The organism is Maribacter polysiphoniae (assembly GCF_003148665.1).
Classification (GTDB): domain Bacteria; phylum Bacteroidota; class Bacteroidia; order Flavobacteriales; family Flavobacteriaceae; genus Maribacter_A; species Maribacter_A polysiphoniae.
This window is the reverse complement of record NZ_QGGQ01000010.1, coordinates 187,045-203,053: the sequence shown is the minus strand read 5'-3', so window position 1 is coordinate 203,053 and position 16,009 is coordinate 187,045. Positions and strand designations below refer to the sequence as shown.

General features: G+C 38.9%; 11 protein-coding genes. 6 read left to right on the top strand and 5 right to left on the bottom strand.

Translation table 11 applies throughout. From position 1 onward, the window contains the following. Positions 1-119: 119 nt before the first annotated feature. The 5 genes from LX92_RS17860 to LX92_RS17840 all read right to left on the bottom strand — a co-directional run bounded on the left by LX92_RS17860 (position 120) and on the right by LX92_RS17840 (position 8,818). Positions 120-1,271 (bottom strand): glycoside hydrolase family 76 protein, encoded by a 1,152-nt coding sequence (locus LX92_RS17860; RefSeq protein WP_109653541.1) that lies wholly within the window; start codon positions 1,269-1,271, stop codon positions 120-122. Between the two features lie 60 nt (positions 1,272-1,331). Then, positions 1,332-2,444 carry a SusE domain-containing protein gene (locus tag LX92_RS17855; protein WP_109653539.1) on the bottom strand — a complete coding sequence of 371 codons (1,113 nt, stop codon included), beginning with the start codon at positions 2,442-2,444 and terminating at the stop codon, positions 1,332-1,334. Between the two features lie 38 nt (positions 2,445-2,482). Next, positions 2,483-4,099 carry a RagB/SusD family nutrient uptake outer membrane protein gene (locus LX92_RS17850; protein WP_109653537.1) on the bottom strand — a complete coding sequence of 539 codons (1,617 nt, stop codon included), beginning with the start codon at positions 4,097-4,099 and terminating at the stop codon, positions 2,483-2,485. 10 nt (positions 4,100-4,109) lie between these two features. Then, a complete protein-coding gene (locus LX92_RS17845) occupies positions 4,110-7,499 on the bottom strand; it encodes a TonB-dependent receptor (protein ID WP_211315889.1) in 3,390 nt (1,129 codons plus the stop codon). A gap of 161 nt (positions 7,500-7,660) precedes the next feature. After that, a complete protein-coding gene (locus LX92_RS17840; RefSeq protein ID WP_109653534.1) occupies positions 7,661-8,818 on the bottom strand; it encodes a FecR family protein in 1,158 nt (385 codons plus the stop codon). A 116-nt stretch (positions 8,819-8,934) separates the two neighbouring features. On the opposite strand from LX92_RS17840, the gene LX92_RS17835 reads away from it, so the two are divergent. The 6 genes from LX92_RS17835 to LX92_RS17810 all read left to right on the top strand — a co-directional run bounded on the left by LX92_RS17835 (position 8,935) and on the right by LX92_RS17810 (position 15,986). After that, positions 8,935-9,543: an RNA polymerase sigma factor gene (locus LX92_RS17835; protein ID WP_109653533.1), complete on the top strand. Its 609-nt coding sequence runs from the start codon at positions 8,935-8,937 to the stop codon at positions 9,541-9,543. Between the two features lie 506 nt (positions 9,544-10,049). Further along, positions 10,050-12,245, top strand: a complete 2,196-nt coding sequence (locus tag LX92_RS17830) for an ATP-binding protein (protein WP_109653532.1) — start codon at positions 10,050-10,052, stop codon at positions 12,243-12,245. A gap of 234 nt (positions 12,246-12,479) precedes the next feature. After that, entirely contained in the window at positions 12,480-12,980 is a 501-nt protein-coding gene (locus LX92_RS17825) for a YybH family protein (protein ID WP_146197862.1), read from the top strand. Positions 12,981-13,160: 180 nt separating this feature from the next. Continuing rightward, positions 13,161-13,568, top strand: coding sequence for a nuclear transport factor 2 family protein (locus LX92_RS17820; protein WP_109653568.1), 408 nt, complete (start codon positions 13,161-13,163; stop codon positions 13,566-13,568). Positions 13,569-13,679: 111 nt separating this feature from the next. Beyond that, a complete protein-coding gene (locus LX92_RS17815) occupies positions 13,680-14,198 on the top strand; it encodes a RidA family protein (RefSeq protein WP_109653566.1) in 519 nt (172 codons plus the stop codon). Positions 14,199-14,504: 306 nt separating this feature from the next. Beyond that, positions 14,505-15,986 (top strand): arylsulfatase, encoded by a 1,482-nt coding sequence (locus LX92_RS17810; protein ID WP_244915944.1) that lies wholly within the window; start codon positions 14,505-14,507, stop codon positions 15,984-15,986. Positions 15,987-16,009: the final 23 nt, after the last annotated feature.

Below are 16,009 nucleotides of genomic sequence, written 5' to 3'. Positions count from 1 at the left end.
GGGAAGGATTTTAAGGTTTTGGTATCCGCTGCAACCATATTTAAGGGGTCAATCATCGTAAAACCACCCGCTAGGGCTGTATTCCTTATAAATTTTCTTCTTTGCATATGTAGGTCTGTTTATTCTAAAAAATTTTCTTTTTCCAGTTTTGCAGCAGCTTCAACCAACATTATACCACTCAATTGGGTAGTGAGATCAACATTGCCCGAAGGTTTTTCTCCCCAATTGGGACCAATTGCCATTTCCGGTCTTTTTAATCCATCGCTATATAATGTATTGGCATTATATTCAAAGAAATCCAAGAAGGCCTCTTTATCACTGGCATTGATATCTTGAAGCAAGATTAACTCGGTAAAATATCTTACCAAAATTCCTTTGAATAAACCTCCATCCCCTTGGCCTTCGTCTTTCATAAGTCCGTTCGATGTCAATTTAGGGCTGGTCATCATCGAAGTCGCTGTTTTTATCGCATCGTCCAAATAGGATTGTTCGCCCGTTTCTTTGTATAATCTAATATTCGCACCAATCCATGTACCTGCGTTATAGGTGAAAATCCAGTCCTTGTTCGTAATGATTTCTCCATTTTCCTCACTTAAATTGTCCCAAACCAATCCGGTAATGGGGTCAACGAGGTTTTCTTTTTCCCAATCATAAATGGATTTTGCCCAGTCCAAATATTCAGTATCCTTATCAATGTCGTACAGACGCATCGCCAGTATAATGGCCGGACCGTTTGAGACTGCATTTTTTTGTTTTGGAGTGTCCTTTTTCCAGGTAATTCCACCTCCAAAAACATCACTATGACTTAAAATGATATCGTTCCATAAAAATTCTGCCACCGTTTTGTATTCTGGATCTCCAGTGGCCTCATATGCCCTAACAGCAGCGTTACCCAACCAGAGCATATCATCATTGAACATATTGGAATATGTACCACCATTTTTGGTCTCGATCCCGTTCACAAGGTTTTTCATTTTAGAAAGGTAGGCCCCATCCCCTGTACGGGTATAAGCATCTACCAACACATTCAATACATGTGCATTTGGCCAATAATGAAATGTAGCATCACCAGAATTGTTCGCAATAAAAGTGCCTTCAGACCCCAAATAGGTATTGTAAAAGGTCGTTTGCACAGAATCCGCAGTGGCCGACCAATCTATTTCAAGAGCCACTTCTTCCCCTTTAACGGGATCACGCAGCGGCACAGGATCTTCAGAGCAGGAAACCAATAACGTGATTCCCATAAGGGCAAGTAATGTATATATTTTCATAATTATTTTTGTTTAAAGTACCCCTCCCTATTTTTTTTAGGGAGAGGTAACTATTTTGTTTTATAAAGGCGTTACAGCATGGGTATATTCAGGTACGGATGCATTGAAGATGATTTCTATGTCCGCATTTTTCTCGTCTACATTTCCATTATATTTAAAGCAATTACTCCAATAATCATCGGTTACGGGTACCATGTACCAGAAAGAAAGATCGGAATCATCGGAAGGTCTTTGATTATCACCATTGACACTTCCGTACCACATTTCTTGCCCGTCTATCATGAATCGGAACTTGTAACGTTCATCCCTACCCCAACCTTCTTGTTTAAACTCAATAAATACGTTGGCCGCTTTCCAGGTACCATTTCCTTTATACTCAAAATCGAACATAAATTCACCGGTGGGAGGAAACCATAATTTAATTTCGCCCACTTCGACCATATTTACAGACCCATCACTAAAGTCTACCTGTATTCTGTATACTTTTTCTTCACCGCTATAAGTTGTAGCCCCTCCTTCTTCCAAATTTGTTCCATTGATGGAATACACTAAGGAATTATCGGATTTTCTGGTTATAAAATGATAATCACCTGGTTTAAGGGAAGTATATATCTCATATTGGGTAGCACCTATTTTTTTAAGAGGAATAGCATCCGTGTTTGCCGTACCAGCTTCAGAGGCTGTACCTAAAATAAACAATTCGTCCGGTGAAGGGAATCCTGCTGGACGCTCTACTTCAATAACCCCCGAAGCACTTGACTTTTGAATATTCAATCCTTTGGAAGATAAGACCGTCCATTTCAATTTACCTGAATTTTTAGATTCTATACCCGCCATCTCTGCAATCCTATTCAAATCGGTAAAAGAAATGTTCAAGGTATTTTGAAGCCCCTTTCCATCTGAAGGCATTACATATACAGGATTTGAAAAGTCACCTGATTCTACATCAAATACCACATCGTATAACACAATACCATTGTCTTCTGCCTTGGCATGTTGCCATTCGAACAGTGCGGAACTAGCTGCTCCCAAATTAAAGAATGTATTATCTGCCGGTGAATAAAGTTCACTGACCGGGGATACATTGGTATTGGACAATGTTTCATCATCATCGCAGCTTACAACAAAAACCGAAAGTGCAATTAGCATTATTTTTATATATATTGTTTTCATCTGTTTCTTATTTAGATATTATTTGATTTTGATTGGACCTACCAACCTGGATTTTGACTTAGATTTGGATTAATGAGGCGCTCATCCCTTGGAATTGGCCATAAATAATGTTTATTGGGGTCGAAAAATCTAAGATTTGCCCTTATGTAACCATCATCCTGGGATAGAGGACCGAATTTCGCACCGTGTGCCCAACCGTTGAGAACATCTTCCGCTGTTTTCCACCTTCGGATATCAAAAATCCGTAGACCTTCAAAAGCCAATTCCACCCTGCGTTCATTTCTGATTATCTGTCGCAATTCATCTTTGCCCAATGAGTTATCAAAATTAAGTGCCGTTGGATTTGTAAAGCCAGCCCGGCTTCTTATGGCCTTAATGGTGTTGTCCCAGGTTGCTTGATCCATTTGACCTAACTCAGTCTTGGCTTCGGCGTACATCAATAAGACATCGGCATATCGGATCAACATTAGGTTAAGACCCGAAGACAATCCAGTCTGATGTGTTGGGTCAAAATATTTGCGCCAGTAATATCCCGTTGGAGTTGCTGAGGACCCTGGTACGTATTCATCGGCAGTACCTGAACCTGGCTCAATTAAAACCGTATGCGAGCCTCCACCAACATCTTCCCATTCATAACCGTGGTATACAATGGTATTGGTTAGTCTAGGGTCCCTGTTCGTATAAGGATCATCCTCATTATAACCGGAACTTGCATCGGATATTTTTTTACCGTCCAAGGTTAAGTAACTATCTACCAATTCTTGGGTCGCAGCCATGGCATTGAGTCTGGAACCCGCAGTTAAGGGGGCAAAATCAAAATACTCACCCCATGTCCTAAATTCGGGGAGGTATTGCAAACTCAAGATGTCCTCATTACTATATTCATTTTGAGGAAGGAACAATCCTTCATAAGAAGAGAACAATCCGTAGGATCCATTGCTACCATCCATTAAACTTTCGCAAGCAGCAACGACCCCTTCCCAATCGTTTTCATAGAGCAATACCCTTGCTTTTAGGGCAATCGCGGCACCCTTGGTAATCTTACCCCTTTCTTCTTCACTATACTCCGAATTGCTAGGCAGTATCTTGATAACTTCATCCAATTCCGATAAAACAAATTGCAATACTTCCGTCCTAGGCGTTCTACTCAAGGTTTGGGCATCCTCTATGGTAAGGTCTTTTGCCACAAGGGGCACATCGCCAAACCAGGTCATCAACTGAAAATGATGGAAGGCCCTAATGAAGCGGGCCTCCCCTATCATTCTCTCCACAACATCCGCATCTGCATCTTCAATACGATCAATATTTTCCAAAAATAGATTACAGGTTTTTATACCGGCATATCTTTGGTTCCATTCATTTTGCAACCTGGACAAAGAAGCATCGTAGGTGCCTGCTGCCAAAGAAGCAGCCCCTACCATATCCCCTCTTCCGTTATAAGCATTATCTGATAATGCTTCATTATAGAAAAAATAATTACTGTATTGCATTTGTGAATAGGCCGTATTCAAAACGGTCTGGGCCTTACCAATACTTGTCCAATAATTTAAACTGGTAAATTGGTTTTCAGGGGCAAGGTCTAACTTTTCACAAGCTGTAACTACCAACAGCAATACCAGGATTGCGTTAATTTTATATGTTATATTGTTTTTCATTTTTGCTGAATTAAAAAGTGATATCTAAACCAAGTCCATAATAAATAAGTGTAGGATAGGCCCTGCCACTATTCCCTCCCGAGGAGCTCAGGTTACCATTAAACTCTGAAAGTTCTGGATCAACAAAGTCAATTTTCGAGAATGTCAACAAGTTTTGGCCAGACAAGTACACACGATAACTTTTCATGCCTATTTTTTCCGACACTACCTTAGGCAACGTATAACCTACCTGCACATTCTTTAATCGAACATAAGCACCATCATAGAGATACATATCCGAACCACGTCTATAGTTATTTGTTATGGATTGGCTACCCGCATTCGCAAGACGGGGATAATAGGCATCGGTGTTTTGTGGTGTCCAATAATCCAATTGGTGGGTGTACATGGTAGCACCGTAATTATAGTGAAAAGGCTCAACCAATTCACCACGTACCATCATGGTTCTTTTTCCCACACCTTGAACAAATAAACTCAGGTCTATCCCTTTATATTCAACATTATAGGTGAGCCCGAAAGTATATCGTGGAAAGGGGTTTCCAAATATGAATTTATCCTCATCATTTATCACTCCATCATTATTTGCATCTACATAACGATTATCTCCGGGCACCACCATCAAGCCTTCTGGAATGGCCGCATTTTCTATTTCTTCGACGCTTTGAAAAATACCGTCCCTTTTAAGACCTACATAAGAGTTGAATGGTTGTCCTTCCCGCAGTAATACCTGAAGTTCTTCCACTCCAGTTAACCGCTCATTGCCTTGAAAGTCCAAAACCTCATTCTTAGAGTCACCAACATTGACAGAGAGCCTGTGGTTAAAGAGTTCACCTTGATGCCTATAGGTCGCTGACAACTCCCAACCTTTGTTTCCGACTTCCCCAGCATTGTAATCGGGCAAACTAGTACCATATACTCCAGGAACCGCAGGCGGCACCAAAATGTCAGAAGTCACTTTATCGAAATAATCAAAAGACATGGTCAATGCTCCTTTGAAAAAATCCAAATCCGCACCTATGTTAAAGGTCGCTGCCCTTTCCCATTGTATATCGGGATTGGCAAAATTATACCCGGTTCCACTAACACCTTGGTTATTGTAACCATACGCATTTTGAAACGTAAAATAGGTGGTTTGATATTGATAATTCCCTACGTTTTGGTTCCCCAAAACACCATAAGAAGCCCGCACTTTTATGTTTCCGAATTTATCTTTATAGTTTTCCATAAAGTCTTCCCCGGTAACATTATATCCGACTGAAAGTGAAGGGAAAAAGCCCCAACGTTTTTCCTCCCTGAATTTGGAAGAACCATCATATCTGAAACTGGCCTCAAGAAAGTATTTATCCGCATAACTGTACGACCCTCTACCAAATATGGAATTAAGACTATTCTTGGATGAACTTTGATTGGAATTATAGGAATCGTCGCTAATTTCCGTATCCGTGATGGGGGTGCCTAAATCAGGGTCTGTGTATTTTTTATACAACGCAAATCCCCTGTCAGAGTGGTTTTCATTCGAAGCACCAACAAGCACATTCAAATCATGTACATCGTTGAATGTTTTGTCATACTCCATCATCAATTGCAGATTAAGATCTAGACTCTTTCTATGTTCATCGTTGGTGTTTCTATCGGCCCCAGAAACTCCCTTTGGAAAGAAATCGACTCTTTTTGTTCTGGAGAAAAGATCATTGGACCATAACCTTCCTCCAAAAACGCCCCTCAGTTTTAAGTTATCCGTTAATTTCAATTCTGCGGATAAACTTCCAAACAGATCATCATTGTCATACCGTCTAAAACCACCCTGTTCCAATATTCCCAAAGAGTTGAACTCATTGAGTACATCATTGGTCAAATAATTGCCATCTTCATCCTTTTGCCTATAAATCAGGGGTACCCTAAAAGCATCCACCATTAAGGTAGAGGTATTACCAGCATGGTCGACTATTTTCTGTTTGGCATATGCCAAGTTGGAAGACAATTTAAAACGCCCATAGTCATTCGTTAGGTTTATCCTGTAATTATATCTTTCCATTCCTTTTGATGGACCCACGAAATTACTGCCTTGATTGAGATACCCCAGTGATACCAAATAGGTGTTGTTTTCACCCCCACCGGAAACGGATAAATTATGGCTTTGCTGTAGTGCATCGCGCACAATCTCATCTGCAAACCATTCTTCATCCCCATTCTCAATGAATGCCGCAATCTCATCGGAGGTATAAACCGCTGAACTTTCATTTGAATTATAGGCCGCTTCGTTTTTGAGCATTGCATTTTCATACCCATGTACCGGTTTGGTAAAATAATGAGGTAAATTATACCCCACCAAACCACTGTATTGTACTTTCATCGGGCTACTTTTACTTCCTTTTTTAGTTGTGATAAGCACTACCCCATTACTTGCCCTAGAACCATATATTGCAGCACTACCGGCATCCTTCAGGACTGAGACACTTTCGATATCGGTCGGATTCAATGCATTGATATCACCACCTACAATCCCGTCTATAACTATAAGTGGACTATTATTGCCCAATGTACTTATACCCCGAATGTTGATGTTCAATCCCGCTCCAGGTTCAGAGTTGGTCTGCTGAATGGTCAAACTAGGCGAGCGTCCCTGTAAGGCTTGGGTCGTATTTACCGACGCCCTACCTTCAAAAGCATCGTCACCAACTTGGTCAACCGCACTTACCAATTTAGACCGTTTTTGGGTACCATAACCTACCACTACAACCTCTTCCAACGCGGAAGCACTTTCTTGCAGTACTACATTAATTGTGGTTTTACCTTTAACTTTAATTTCCTGGGTTTCAAAACCTAAATAGGAAATCTGTAATATGGCATTTTCATTAGCCACCTGAATGGAAAAATTGCCGTCAAAATCAGCGGTAACACCATTGAGTGTTCCCTTTTCAATAATGTTGGCGCCTGGTAAGGGCATACCTCCGGTTTCTGTAACCGTTCCAACTATTATTTGTTGATAGGATCCAATATCCGACGCATTCAATCCATCCTTATTTCCGTGTTGCCGTATTCCTTTTTTTAATAAAATCTTACGGTCATCCACTTCGTACGAGGTATCAACGTCGTTAAAGAGCAATTCCAATACCTTATCGATCGTAGCTTTCTTAACTTTAATAGACACCCGTCTATCCTGATCAACTGCTTTGGTATTGAACAAGAATTTAAACTCAGTTGTAGCTTCGATATCATCAAGAACCTCCCGAACAGTGGAATTTTCCCTGTCTATCGAAATTTTCGTTTTTTGTGCATATGAAGAGTTGGCCTGCATCAAAAAACTTACGATTAAAAAAAATAGAAGCGATAACTTCATTTTTATGTCATAATTTAAGTGCCAAGAGTGTACACCCTCCGACTTTGGTGGTTTTTTCATATTTTTGAATGTTTACAAGTGATTACGCGTTAAGTGTGATCATTTTCCTTAAATCGGGGGATGTTACAGCATCTTCCGATTTTTTTATGTACCAATTGCTTTGATAATAGAAGAAAATAATCCTAGTTGGTTATTAAATTTCTATCCCATAGGTTTATGTTTTAATTAATGATTATTTTGTTTTCAACAATTTGATATTCTATACTATACACTTTATTAAAATAATTAAAGACCTGTTCAATGGTTTCATGATCCATTTCTATCGTGGCATTAAAGGTCTCATCTGCCAAATCCTTATTGTTATTGATTATAACCACATTATAATGTCGTTCCAACTTTCGGGTAATGTTTTCAAATGTTTCGTTTCTAAAAACCAGATTACCCTCCATCCATGACGTGTAAAGGGATGTATTGACTTTTTGGTCCACAATACTCCTATCCCTTTTGTTATAGGCACCCATATGCCCCGGCTCTAGGAATACTTCCTCTTTCTTTATTTGTGGGTCCCCCAGCTGAGACAAGGCTACAGACCCATCGACCAAAACAACTTCCGTATGCTCATCCTCGGGATAATTGGCCACATTAAATCTGGTACCATAGACTTTTACGTCGAGTTCCTGGGTATTGACAATGAATTGTCGTTTTTGGTCATGGCTTACCTCAAAAAAAGCTTCTCCCGTTAAAATCACTTTTCGAGGACTGTCTGGGCTAAATAACATTGGATACGTCATGGAACTTCCCGCATTCAACTGGACTTTGGTGCCGTCAGAAAGTACCACCCCAAATTGCTTGCCATTGGGAATGGTAAGGGTGTTATATTTCGTACCCGTAGTATTCCCCTTGTCTTTATAGATCAATTGCTTTCCTTTTTGAACCCCAATGACCTCTCCATTATTATCTATGAGCTCATAACTACCTTTTTCTGTAATCACTTCCAAATCCCCATTAGACAATTGTAACGTGACAACATCTTCCCGAGGCTTGATCAAGTCATTGCCCCCAAACTCATTTTTACTGATCAGATATCCGAGGCTCAAAAACAAGATAGCAATGGCAGCGTATTTCAATACGGATAAGAACTTAATCCTTATCACTGGTTTTTTTTCATTACGGATTTCCTTAAGGAGTTCGTCTTTGATTTTATTTAGATTCGGGTCGTTCATAGCCAAGTTTATCGCAAAATGGGTTTTAACATATTTTTTAAAGGTCTTTTGATTCTGGTCTTTTTTCAACCACTCATTCAAAAAATCCAAATCATGGATATCCGCTGACTGAGAAAAATATTTTACAATTCGCTTTTCAGCTTCTTTAGAAATCATTTGTGGTCCTTTGTTTCTATTAATACAAGTCAAATTTCCAATACCCTAACTTTTATTTGGTTTTATTTTTAAAATCATATTATTTTTAACCGATATTTATTGATTAAACATGTTTTATGGATTTTGACGATAATCAAAAGCTTATCAACAGCCTTATTTCAGGGGAAGAAAAGGCCTATATATATCTATTGGAGAAATACCACAGACAACTTAATGCCTATGCACTTACCTTGACCCACGAGCAAGCCGTTGCCCAAGATATTGTTCAAAACGTGTTTCTTAAGACCTGGAGATCCAGAAAAAAACTAAATCCACAGTTTTCAATACGTAATTTTTTATACAAATGTGTCTACAATGAGTTCTTGAACCATTATCAGAAAAACAAGGCCGTCGTATTATTGAATGAGAAGTATATAGAATACACACATGAAGTTGCTGAAGAAATCGATGATAATATCATTGAAAAAATGATGGATATCGTAAATAAGGAAATTCAAAAACTGCCACCAAAATGTCAGCGGGTGTTTATTCTAAGTAAAAAGGAAGGTCTTACCAACAATGAAATATCCGATTACTTAAACATATCCATAAAAACCGTGGAAGCCCAAATCACCAAAGCATTTAGTATTTTAAAAACAAAACTTGGAGAAAAGTACGAAACAATTTTATTCATGGTCTTTGGTTATAATATAGGGAAATTAAAGGGGGGATCCTTACATAGGTGAATTGAGATTTTTAAAGCACGTATAATCTAAATGAGCTACCCGATACCTACCCTATTGCCCCTACCCTTTTGACTGCTTATTGGATATGTTTTAACTCTAACGGGATTCTGTATACTATTACTCCGAAAAAACCATTAAAGGTGCCATAACCTAATATACTGGTCATTTTCACACTTTAACCTAGGTTGTGTCCATTACTGATAATTAACTTATCTTAGTTTCTGAATAAAACGAATTTGCTTGTCGTTCTTCCCGAAGTATCGGGATCTCGCAACAATAAATAAATTGGTGCCGAGGTAAAGGCTAAAGTTGTAGTTGCTGCCAACGGCGTGCTGCCCAAGGTGAAACGAACGTTATGTTTACCGTGGCAGTATTGTAATAATGACAGACCTATTTAAACTTAAAGTGGATTTCGAAAGGAATATTCCTTTTGTTCATGATGCAATTCTCAAAATTGGAATACGGTCCCTTAATAAATCAGTAAGTGTGATGCTTTAGCCTTTAAAATGAATCGAACGGAGGAATTGAAATTAGAAATACTACAATTACACGACCTGTATTGGTCCAGCTATTTAAAAGGGGACATTTCAGTAATGGTTGATTTGCTTTCTGATGAATATACACAAATAGGAAGTGCAGAACGTGAGGTGTTTTTCAATAAAAAGGAAGCCGTCCAATTTTTGTATGAAACGATTGACCAGGTTGCCGGCAATTTTGAAATGCGAAACAGAAATACGTCTATTGAGTTACTGAACGAGACTTTTATCGTTTATGAATTATGCGATGCGTATGCCCTGGTAGATGAAAAATGGCTGTTTTACAATAAATTCAGGGCCACTACCCTCCTTAAAAAAAAGAAGCTTGGATGGAAATTCATTCATCAACACAGCTCATTTTCAGATAGTGGAACATCTGAAGGTCAAAATATATCCATTGAAAAAATTACGGCTGAAAACCAGCGACTACAAAATGCCGTAAAACAACGTACCAATGAATTGGAGCAACAGGCAACTGTTTTGGAACAGGCTAATTTTGATTTGAAGAATTCCTTAAAGGAATTGCAATCAAAAAACCTGATTATTGAAGAACAAAAAAAGGCTTTACTTCAATTAGATGCTGCTAAAACACGATTTTTCGCTAACGTTTCACATGAATTACGAACACCACTTACGTTGATTCTACCCCCCCTAAGCACGGCATTGAACAGCCCAATACTCGATGATGGAAACAAAGCCTTGATTTCACTTGCCAAAGAACAGGCCAATCAATTATTGGGACTCGTTAGTGAAATACTCGACTTAACAAAATTGGAGTCTGGTAAAATGGAGGTTAGGGAAGAACCTACCGACGTCTATCAACTAATGCGACGGCTTATTTCAACTTTTGAATCCTATGCCAAACAAAAAAACATCAATTTAATATTCGAGTTTGCCGAAAATATGCCCCATGGCCTAATGTTGGACAAGTTGAAAGTTGAACGCATATTCAACAACCTAATATCCAACGCCCTAAAATTCACTCCCATTGACGGAACGATTACCATAACCATAAAAGACAAAATTCACGATTGGCGAATAGAAGTAACGGACAATGGGAAAGGCATCCATCCAGATGATCTGCCCCATCTTTTTGATAGGTTTTACCAAACCAACCAACTGGAATCGCCCGTGGAAGGAGGTACAGGTATCGGTTTGTCCCTGGCAAAGGAATTGGCAGAGGTGATGCATGGGGAATTATCCGTGAATAGTACATTAGGTAAGGGTGCCACTTTCACCTTGACTTTACCAAAAAAGGAAGTCATAGGCTATACTGACGATAGCATGGCCATTGCCCCTGTTGTCACCAACAAAATATCGGTTGACAAACTCAAAATCAGCAATCCTCTACAACATGATGAAGCTCGTAATAAGCCCACTATTTTAGTGGTTGAGGATAATTACAGTTTACGCTCTTATTTACAATTTATCCTATCAGAGGATTTTGATGTACTTACTGCTGAAAACGGACAGGAAGCACTCCTAATCCTAGAACAAATCCCCCAAGGACAAAAGGACACGCCTGATTTGATTATTTCTGATGTGATGATGCCAGTAATGGATGGTTTTAAACTGTTGGAAGCCCTTAAAACCAATGAAAACTTATGGATGATACCTGTTGTAATGCTTACCGCCAGGGCGGAAATCGAAGATCGACTAACGGCATTACGAATCGGCGTTGATGATTATTTAATAAAACCTTTTGAAGAAGCAGAGTTGTTTGCACGTATTAAAAACTTATTGAACAATGTTAAAAAGCGTAAAAACACAACCCTGAAAAAGCAGGAGGCCAATACGATAATAGCAAGTGGAATGCATCTCTCCAATACACCCATCCTCTGTATTCCCGATCAGGAATGGCTTGCCAAATTGGAAGAAAAGGTAAAATCGAATATTGGTAATTTCAATTTGTCCGTCGATATATTGGCAGATGAATTGTTTATCAGCCGCGCTCAATTTTTTCGTCGTGTACAATCGTTGACGGGTATGACCCCTTTGCAATACATAAAGGAAATCAGATACGATTTTGCACGAAATTTGCTTGAGACCAAAAATGTACGTAGTGTTAAAGCCGCTTCTCATGCCATTGGAATAAAAAAAGTACAATACTTCTCTGAAAAATATAAAAAACGCTTCGGAAAATCCCCTTCTGAATATTTAAGATAAACTTCCCATTCGTCCGTATTTATCAAAATATGGTCATCATTACATCACGCTAAAACTTATACAATATGGACCATGAGACCATTAAGGTGTGTTATGGTACTAATGGGGTGCACAACATACAAATGGGTTGTATAAACGAGATTTTTAGATCGAACATTTAGATAACCTTTGGGATGTTCAAATGGGGATAGCCGAAAACCAACCAGAGTAGGCAATCATTCTAATACAATCAAAATGAAGACTACAACTAAAATTTTCACCATTATTACAGTTATTCTAGCAACCACATTGGCCTGTAAACAAGAAAACCAAAAACCTGAAAAAGAAGCAATTTCCATATCTGCCACTGTAGCGGAACTCGGACAAATGAACCGGGATTTTGGAAAAGCATTAACCGCAAAAGATGCTGTGGCTGCTGCCATTGTTTATGACGAGAATGCTTCCATACTGCCGCCCAATGAACCTATTGTAACCGGACGTGCCAATATCCAAGCCTATTGGCAAGCCGCTATTGATGCCGGAATTATTGACGCAACGGTAAAAACGATTGATGCCAAAAGTAATGGTAATTTAGGATACGAAATTGGAACGTTTACCATGCGATTTCACGGAGCGAACAACGATACGATAGTCGAAACAGGGAAATACACGGAAATACTGGAACGAAACAAGGAAGGAAAATGGATGTCCACTTATGGTATGTGGAGTAGTAACGCTCCAATGCCTACTGAATAAAAATACGAAGGCACGCACTATGTAAAAAAATTACGGTTTTATTCTTAAATGAAGGTAGTCAAGCGTCATTGTGACCCACAAAAAAATAAAGTTGTATATTTTATTTTTGAAAATGTGCAAGCCAAGAACGGACCAAAACAGAAGCATAATTACATTATAATAATCAAACAAACCAAAATCATGAGAACTGAACTGAACATTAAAATTATTGACGCTTTGTACAACGCTTTTTCAACGGGCGATATGCCTACAGTTCTGGGATTGATGCATCCCGAAATAGAATGGAACGAAGCCGAAAGTAATTCACTTGCAGATGGAAATCCCTACGTTGGTCCAGATTCAATTTTAGAAGGCGTATTTGCACGTCTTGGGGCAAACCATGAATACTTTGGATTACAGGATGTAAAAGTCCATGGCATGAATGATAACATGGTCTTAGCGACCCTAAGATATGATGCCAAAGTAAAAGCAACCGGTAAGAGCTATAGCGCACAAGCCGCACATCTATGGTCACTTAATGATGAAGGAAAAATCACTGTATTTCAACAGTTTGTCGATACCAAGAAGTTGGCAGATTCCGAAAAGTGATTGATTAAAAATAACGGAGGCAAACACCTTTTGTAAGTCATGTTGCTTAAGAAGGAAACGGGACTTATCATAAAACCTGAATACGAACAGCATAAACATTACATTTTATCCATGAAAAGACCAACCCATCAACCGACCTTACTTTTGATACTTTGTACGTTGTTTTTTACAATTCAAAGTTGTGACCCAAAGGAAAAAGAAGCAACCAAAAAAGTGGAAAAGGAAGTCGTTATTGAATCTGAAAAACCTGAGTACTTTTTGCTGCGGCCAGAAGTGGAAAAGGCATATGGATACTCACACGCAGTCAAAATCGGAAATGATATTAAAATATCCGGTGCCGTGAGTATGGACGATGAGGGGAATCCAACTGCAATTGGGGATTTTGGGCAACAAATGAAAAATTGTTATGCGGATTTGGATAAAATACTGAAACACTATGGTTGCACATTTGATGACGTCGTTGTGGAAAATGTTTTCACGACCGATATGGCATTGTTCATCGAAAACGCTGCCTACAGAAATGAAATATACACCAAACAATTTCCGACAGGTTCTTGGCTCGGCGTAACGGAATTGGCCGTACCGGAATTTATGATTGAAATTGAATTGGAAGTACATAAATCTGAATAAAAGCACGAACGCGCAACACTGTGGATAATGAATAGCCTGGTTCTAGCCTACTGGAAAATTCCTTTGATACATCCGTTTTTTTTTGCAAACAACACCTACAATTATAGTACGGACTTGCGGCATATACGCTAAAGTCTGTGTATCTTTATGACGACGCTAAATCATTGGGATTTGGCAATATAAAAATATAAAACATAAAGCTTTGGCTATCAGCGCAAACAGGTATTAAGCCAACGCACCTACTCGCCCGCTGCTGTCACCGACGACGTATCTGCCCTACTTGCCATCGCTTAATCCTTGTGTTTTATGAAAAATATAATGAATAGGATACTAATGAAAAAATTGATCAATACAATAATTGTTGTTGTTTTTAGCTTGAGTCTTTTTAATTGCAATGGTAAAAAGCAAACCATAGAAAATGGACAAACTCGGAAGCCTAACATTATTTATATTTTAGCGGATGATTTAGGCTATGGCGACTTAAGTGTGACCGGTCAGAAGAAATTTTCCACACCAAATATTGATAAGTTAGCCAAAGACGGTATGTTATTTACCCAGCACTATTCTGGGTCTACCGTATGTGCTCCCTCCCGGTCATCCTTAATGACAGGTATGCATACCGGACACACATTTGTACGCGGAAATCGAGAGGTCGAACCTGAAGGACAATATCCTATGGCTTCCTCAGTGGTGACAGTTGCCGAACTTTTAAAATCCGAAGGCTATATAACAGGTGCTTTTGGAAAATGGGGATTAGGTTACCCTTCCTCTGAAGGAGACCCTAACAATCAAGGCTTTGATGAATTCTATGGTTATAATTGTCAGCGGATGGGACATAATTATTACCCTTATCATCTTTGGCACAATCAAACCAAGGAAATATTAAAAGGGAATGTCGGAACCAAAACGGAAACTTATGCTCCTGATATTATTCATGAAAAATCCATGGCATTTCTCGAAAAGAACAAAGACACTACTTTTTTTATGTACTACCCTTCGATTATTCCCCATGCGGAACTTGCTGCACCGGAAAAGTATATGGCTAAATTTAGAGGGAAACTACTACCCGATAATGAATATAAGGGTGAAGATGATGGAGAAGAGTATAAAAATGGAGGATATGGTTCCCAAAAAGAACCCCATACAGCTTTTGCCGCTATGGTTTCCCTACTGGATCAGCAAGTAGGTGAAATCAGAAAAAAAGTTGAAGAACTTGGCATTGCGGATAATACCATAATAATATTTACCTCGGATAATGGCCCCCACCAGGAAGGTGGAGCCGATCCAAATTATTTTAATAGCAATTCCGATTTAAGGGGATACAAACGCGATTTGTATGAAGGTGGTATACGAGTGCCTATGATAACATATTGGCCTAGGAAAATAAAACCAAATACTACTTCCAATCACATTTCGGCTTTTTGGGATTTTTTACCTACAGTTTGTGAAATCGCACAATTGAAAACACCAGGGAATATTGATGGCATTTCATACTTGCCGGAATTATTGGGGGAAAAACAAAAAAGCCATGATTATCTATATTGGGAATTTCTGGAACAAGGAGGAAAACAAGCCGTAAGATTTGGAGACTGGAAAGGGATCCGTTTGGATATGAACAATAATGCCAAAGCTTCTATTGAACTTTATAATTTAGCTTCTGATATTGGTGAAGAACATAATGTTGCCGAGGAAAATTCTGAAATCGTTAAAAAAATCGATTCTATAATAAGTAAAGAACATACGTATTCGAAGGAGTATAGTTTCGCCTATGAAAAAGACAGTGAATAAACTAGCACCTAAACACAACACGC

Coding starts and splice junctions, on each gene's coding strand:
- LX92_RS17860 (WP_109653541.1), bottom strand. CDS start 1,271: ATGAAAATATATACATTACTTGCCCTTATGGGAATCACGTTATTGGTT.
- LX92_RS17855 (WP_109653539.1), bottom strand. CDS start 2,444: ATGAAAACAATATATATAAAAATAATGCTAATTGCACTTTCGGTTTTT.
- LX92_RS17850 (WP_109653537.1), bottom strand. CDS start 4,099: ATGAAAAACAATATAACATATAAAATTAACGCAATCCTGGTATTGCTG.
- LX92_RS17845 (WP_211315889.1), bottom strand. CDS start 7,499: ATGAAAAAACCACCAAAGTCGGAGGGTGTACACTCTTGGCACTTAAAT.
- LX92_RS17840 (WP_109653534.1), bottom strand. CDS start 8,818: ATGATTTCTAAAGAAGCTGAAAAGCGAATTGTAAAATATTTTTCTCAG.
- LX92_RS17835 (WP_109653533.1), top strand. CDS start 8,935: ATGGATTTTGACGATAATCAAAAGCTTATCAACAGCCTTATTTCAGGG.
- LX92_RS17830 (WP_109653532.1), top strand. CDS start 10,050: ATGAATCGAACGGAGGAATTGAAATTAGAAATACTACAATTACACGAC.
- LX92_RS17825 (WP_146197862.1), top strand. CDS start 12,480: ATGAAGACTACAACTAAAATTTTCACCATTATTACAGTTATTCTAGCA.
- LX92_RS17820 (WP_109653568.1), top strand. CDS start 13,161: ATGAGAACTGAACTGAACATTAAAATTATTGACGCTTTGTACAACGCT.
- LX92_RS17815 (WP_109653566.1), top strand. CDS start 13,680: ATGAAAAGACCAACCCATCAACCGACCTTACTTTTGATACTTTGTACG.
- LX92_RS17810 (WP_244915944.1), top strand. CDS start 14,505: ATGAAAAATATAATGAATAGGATACTAATGAAAAAATTGATCAATACA.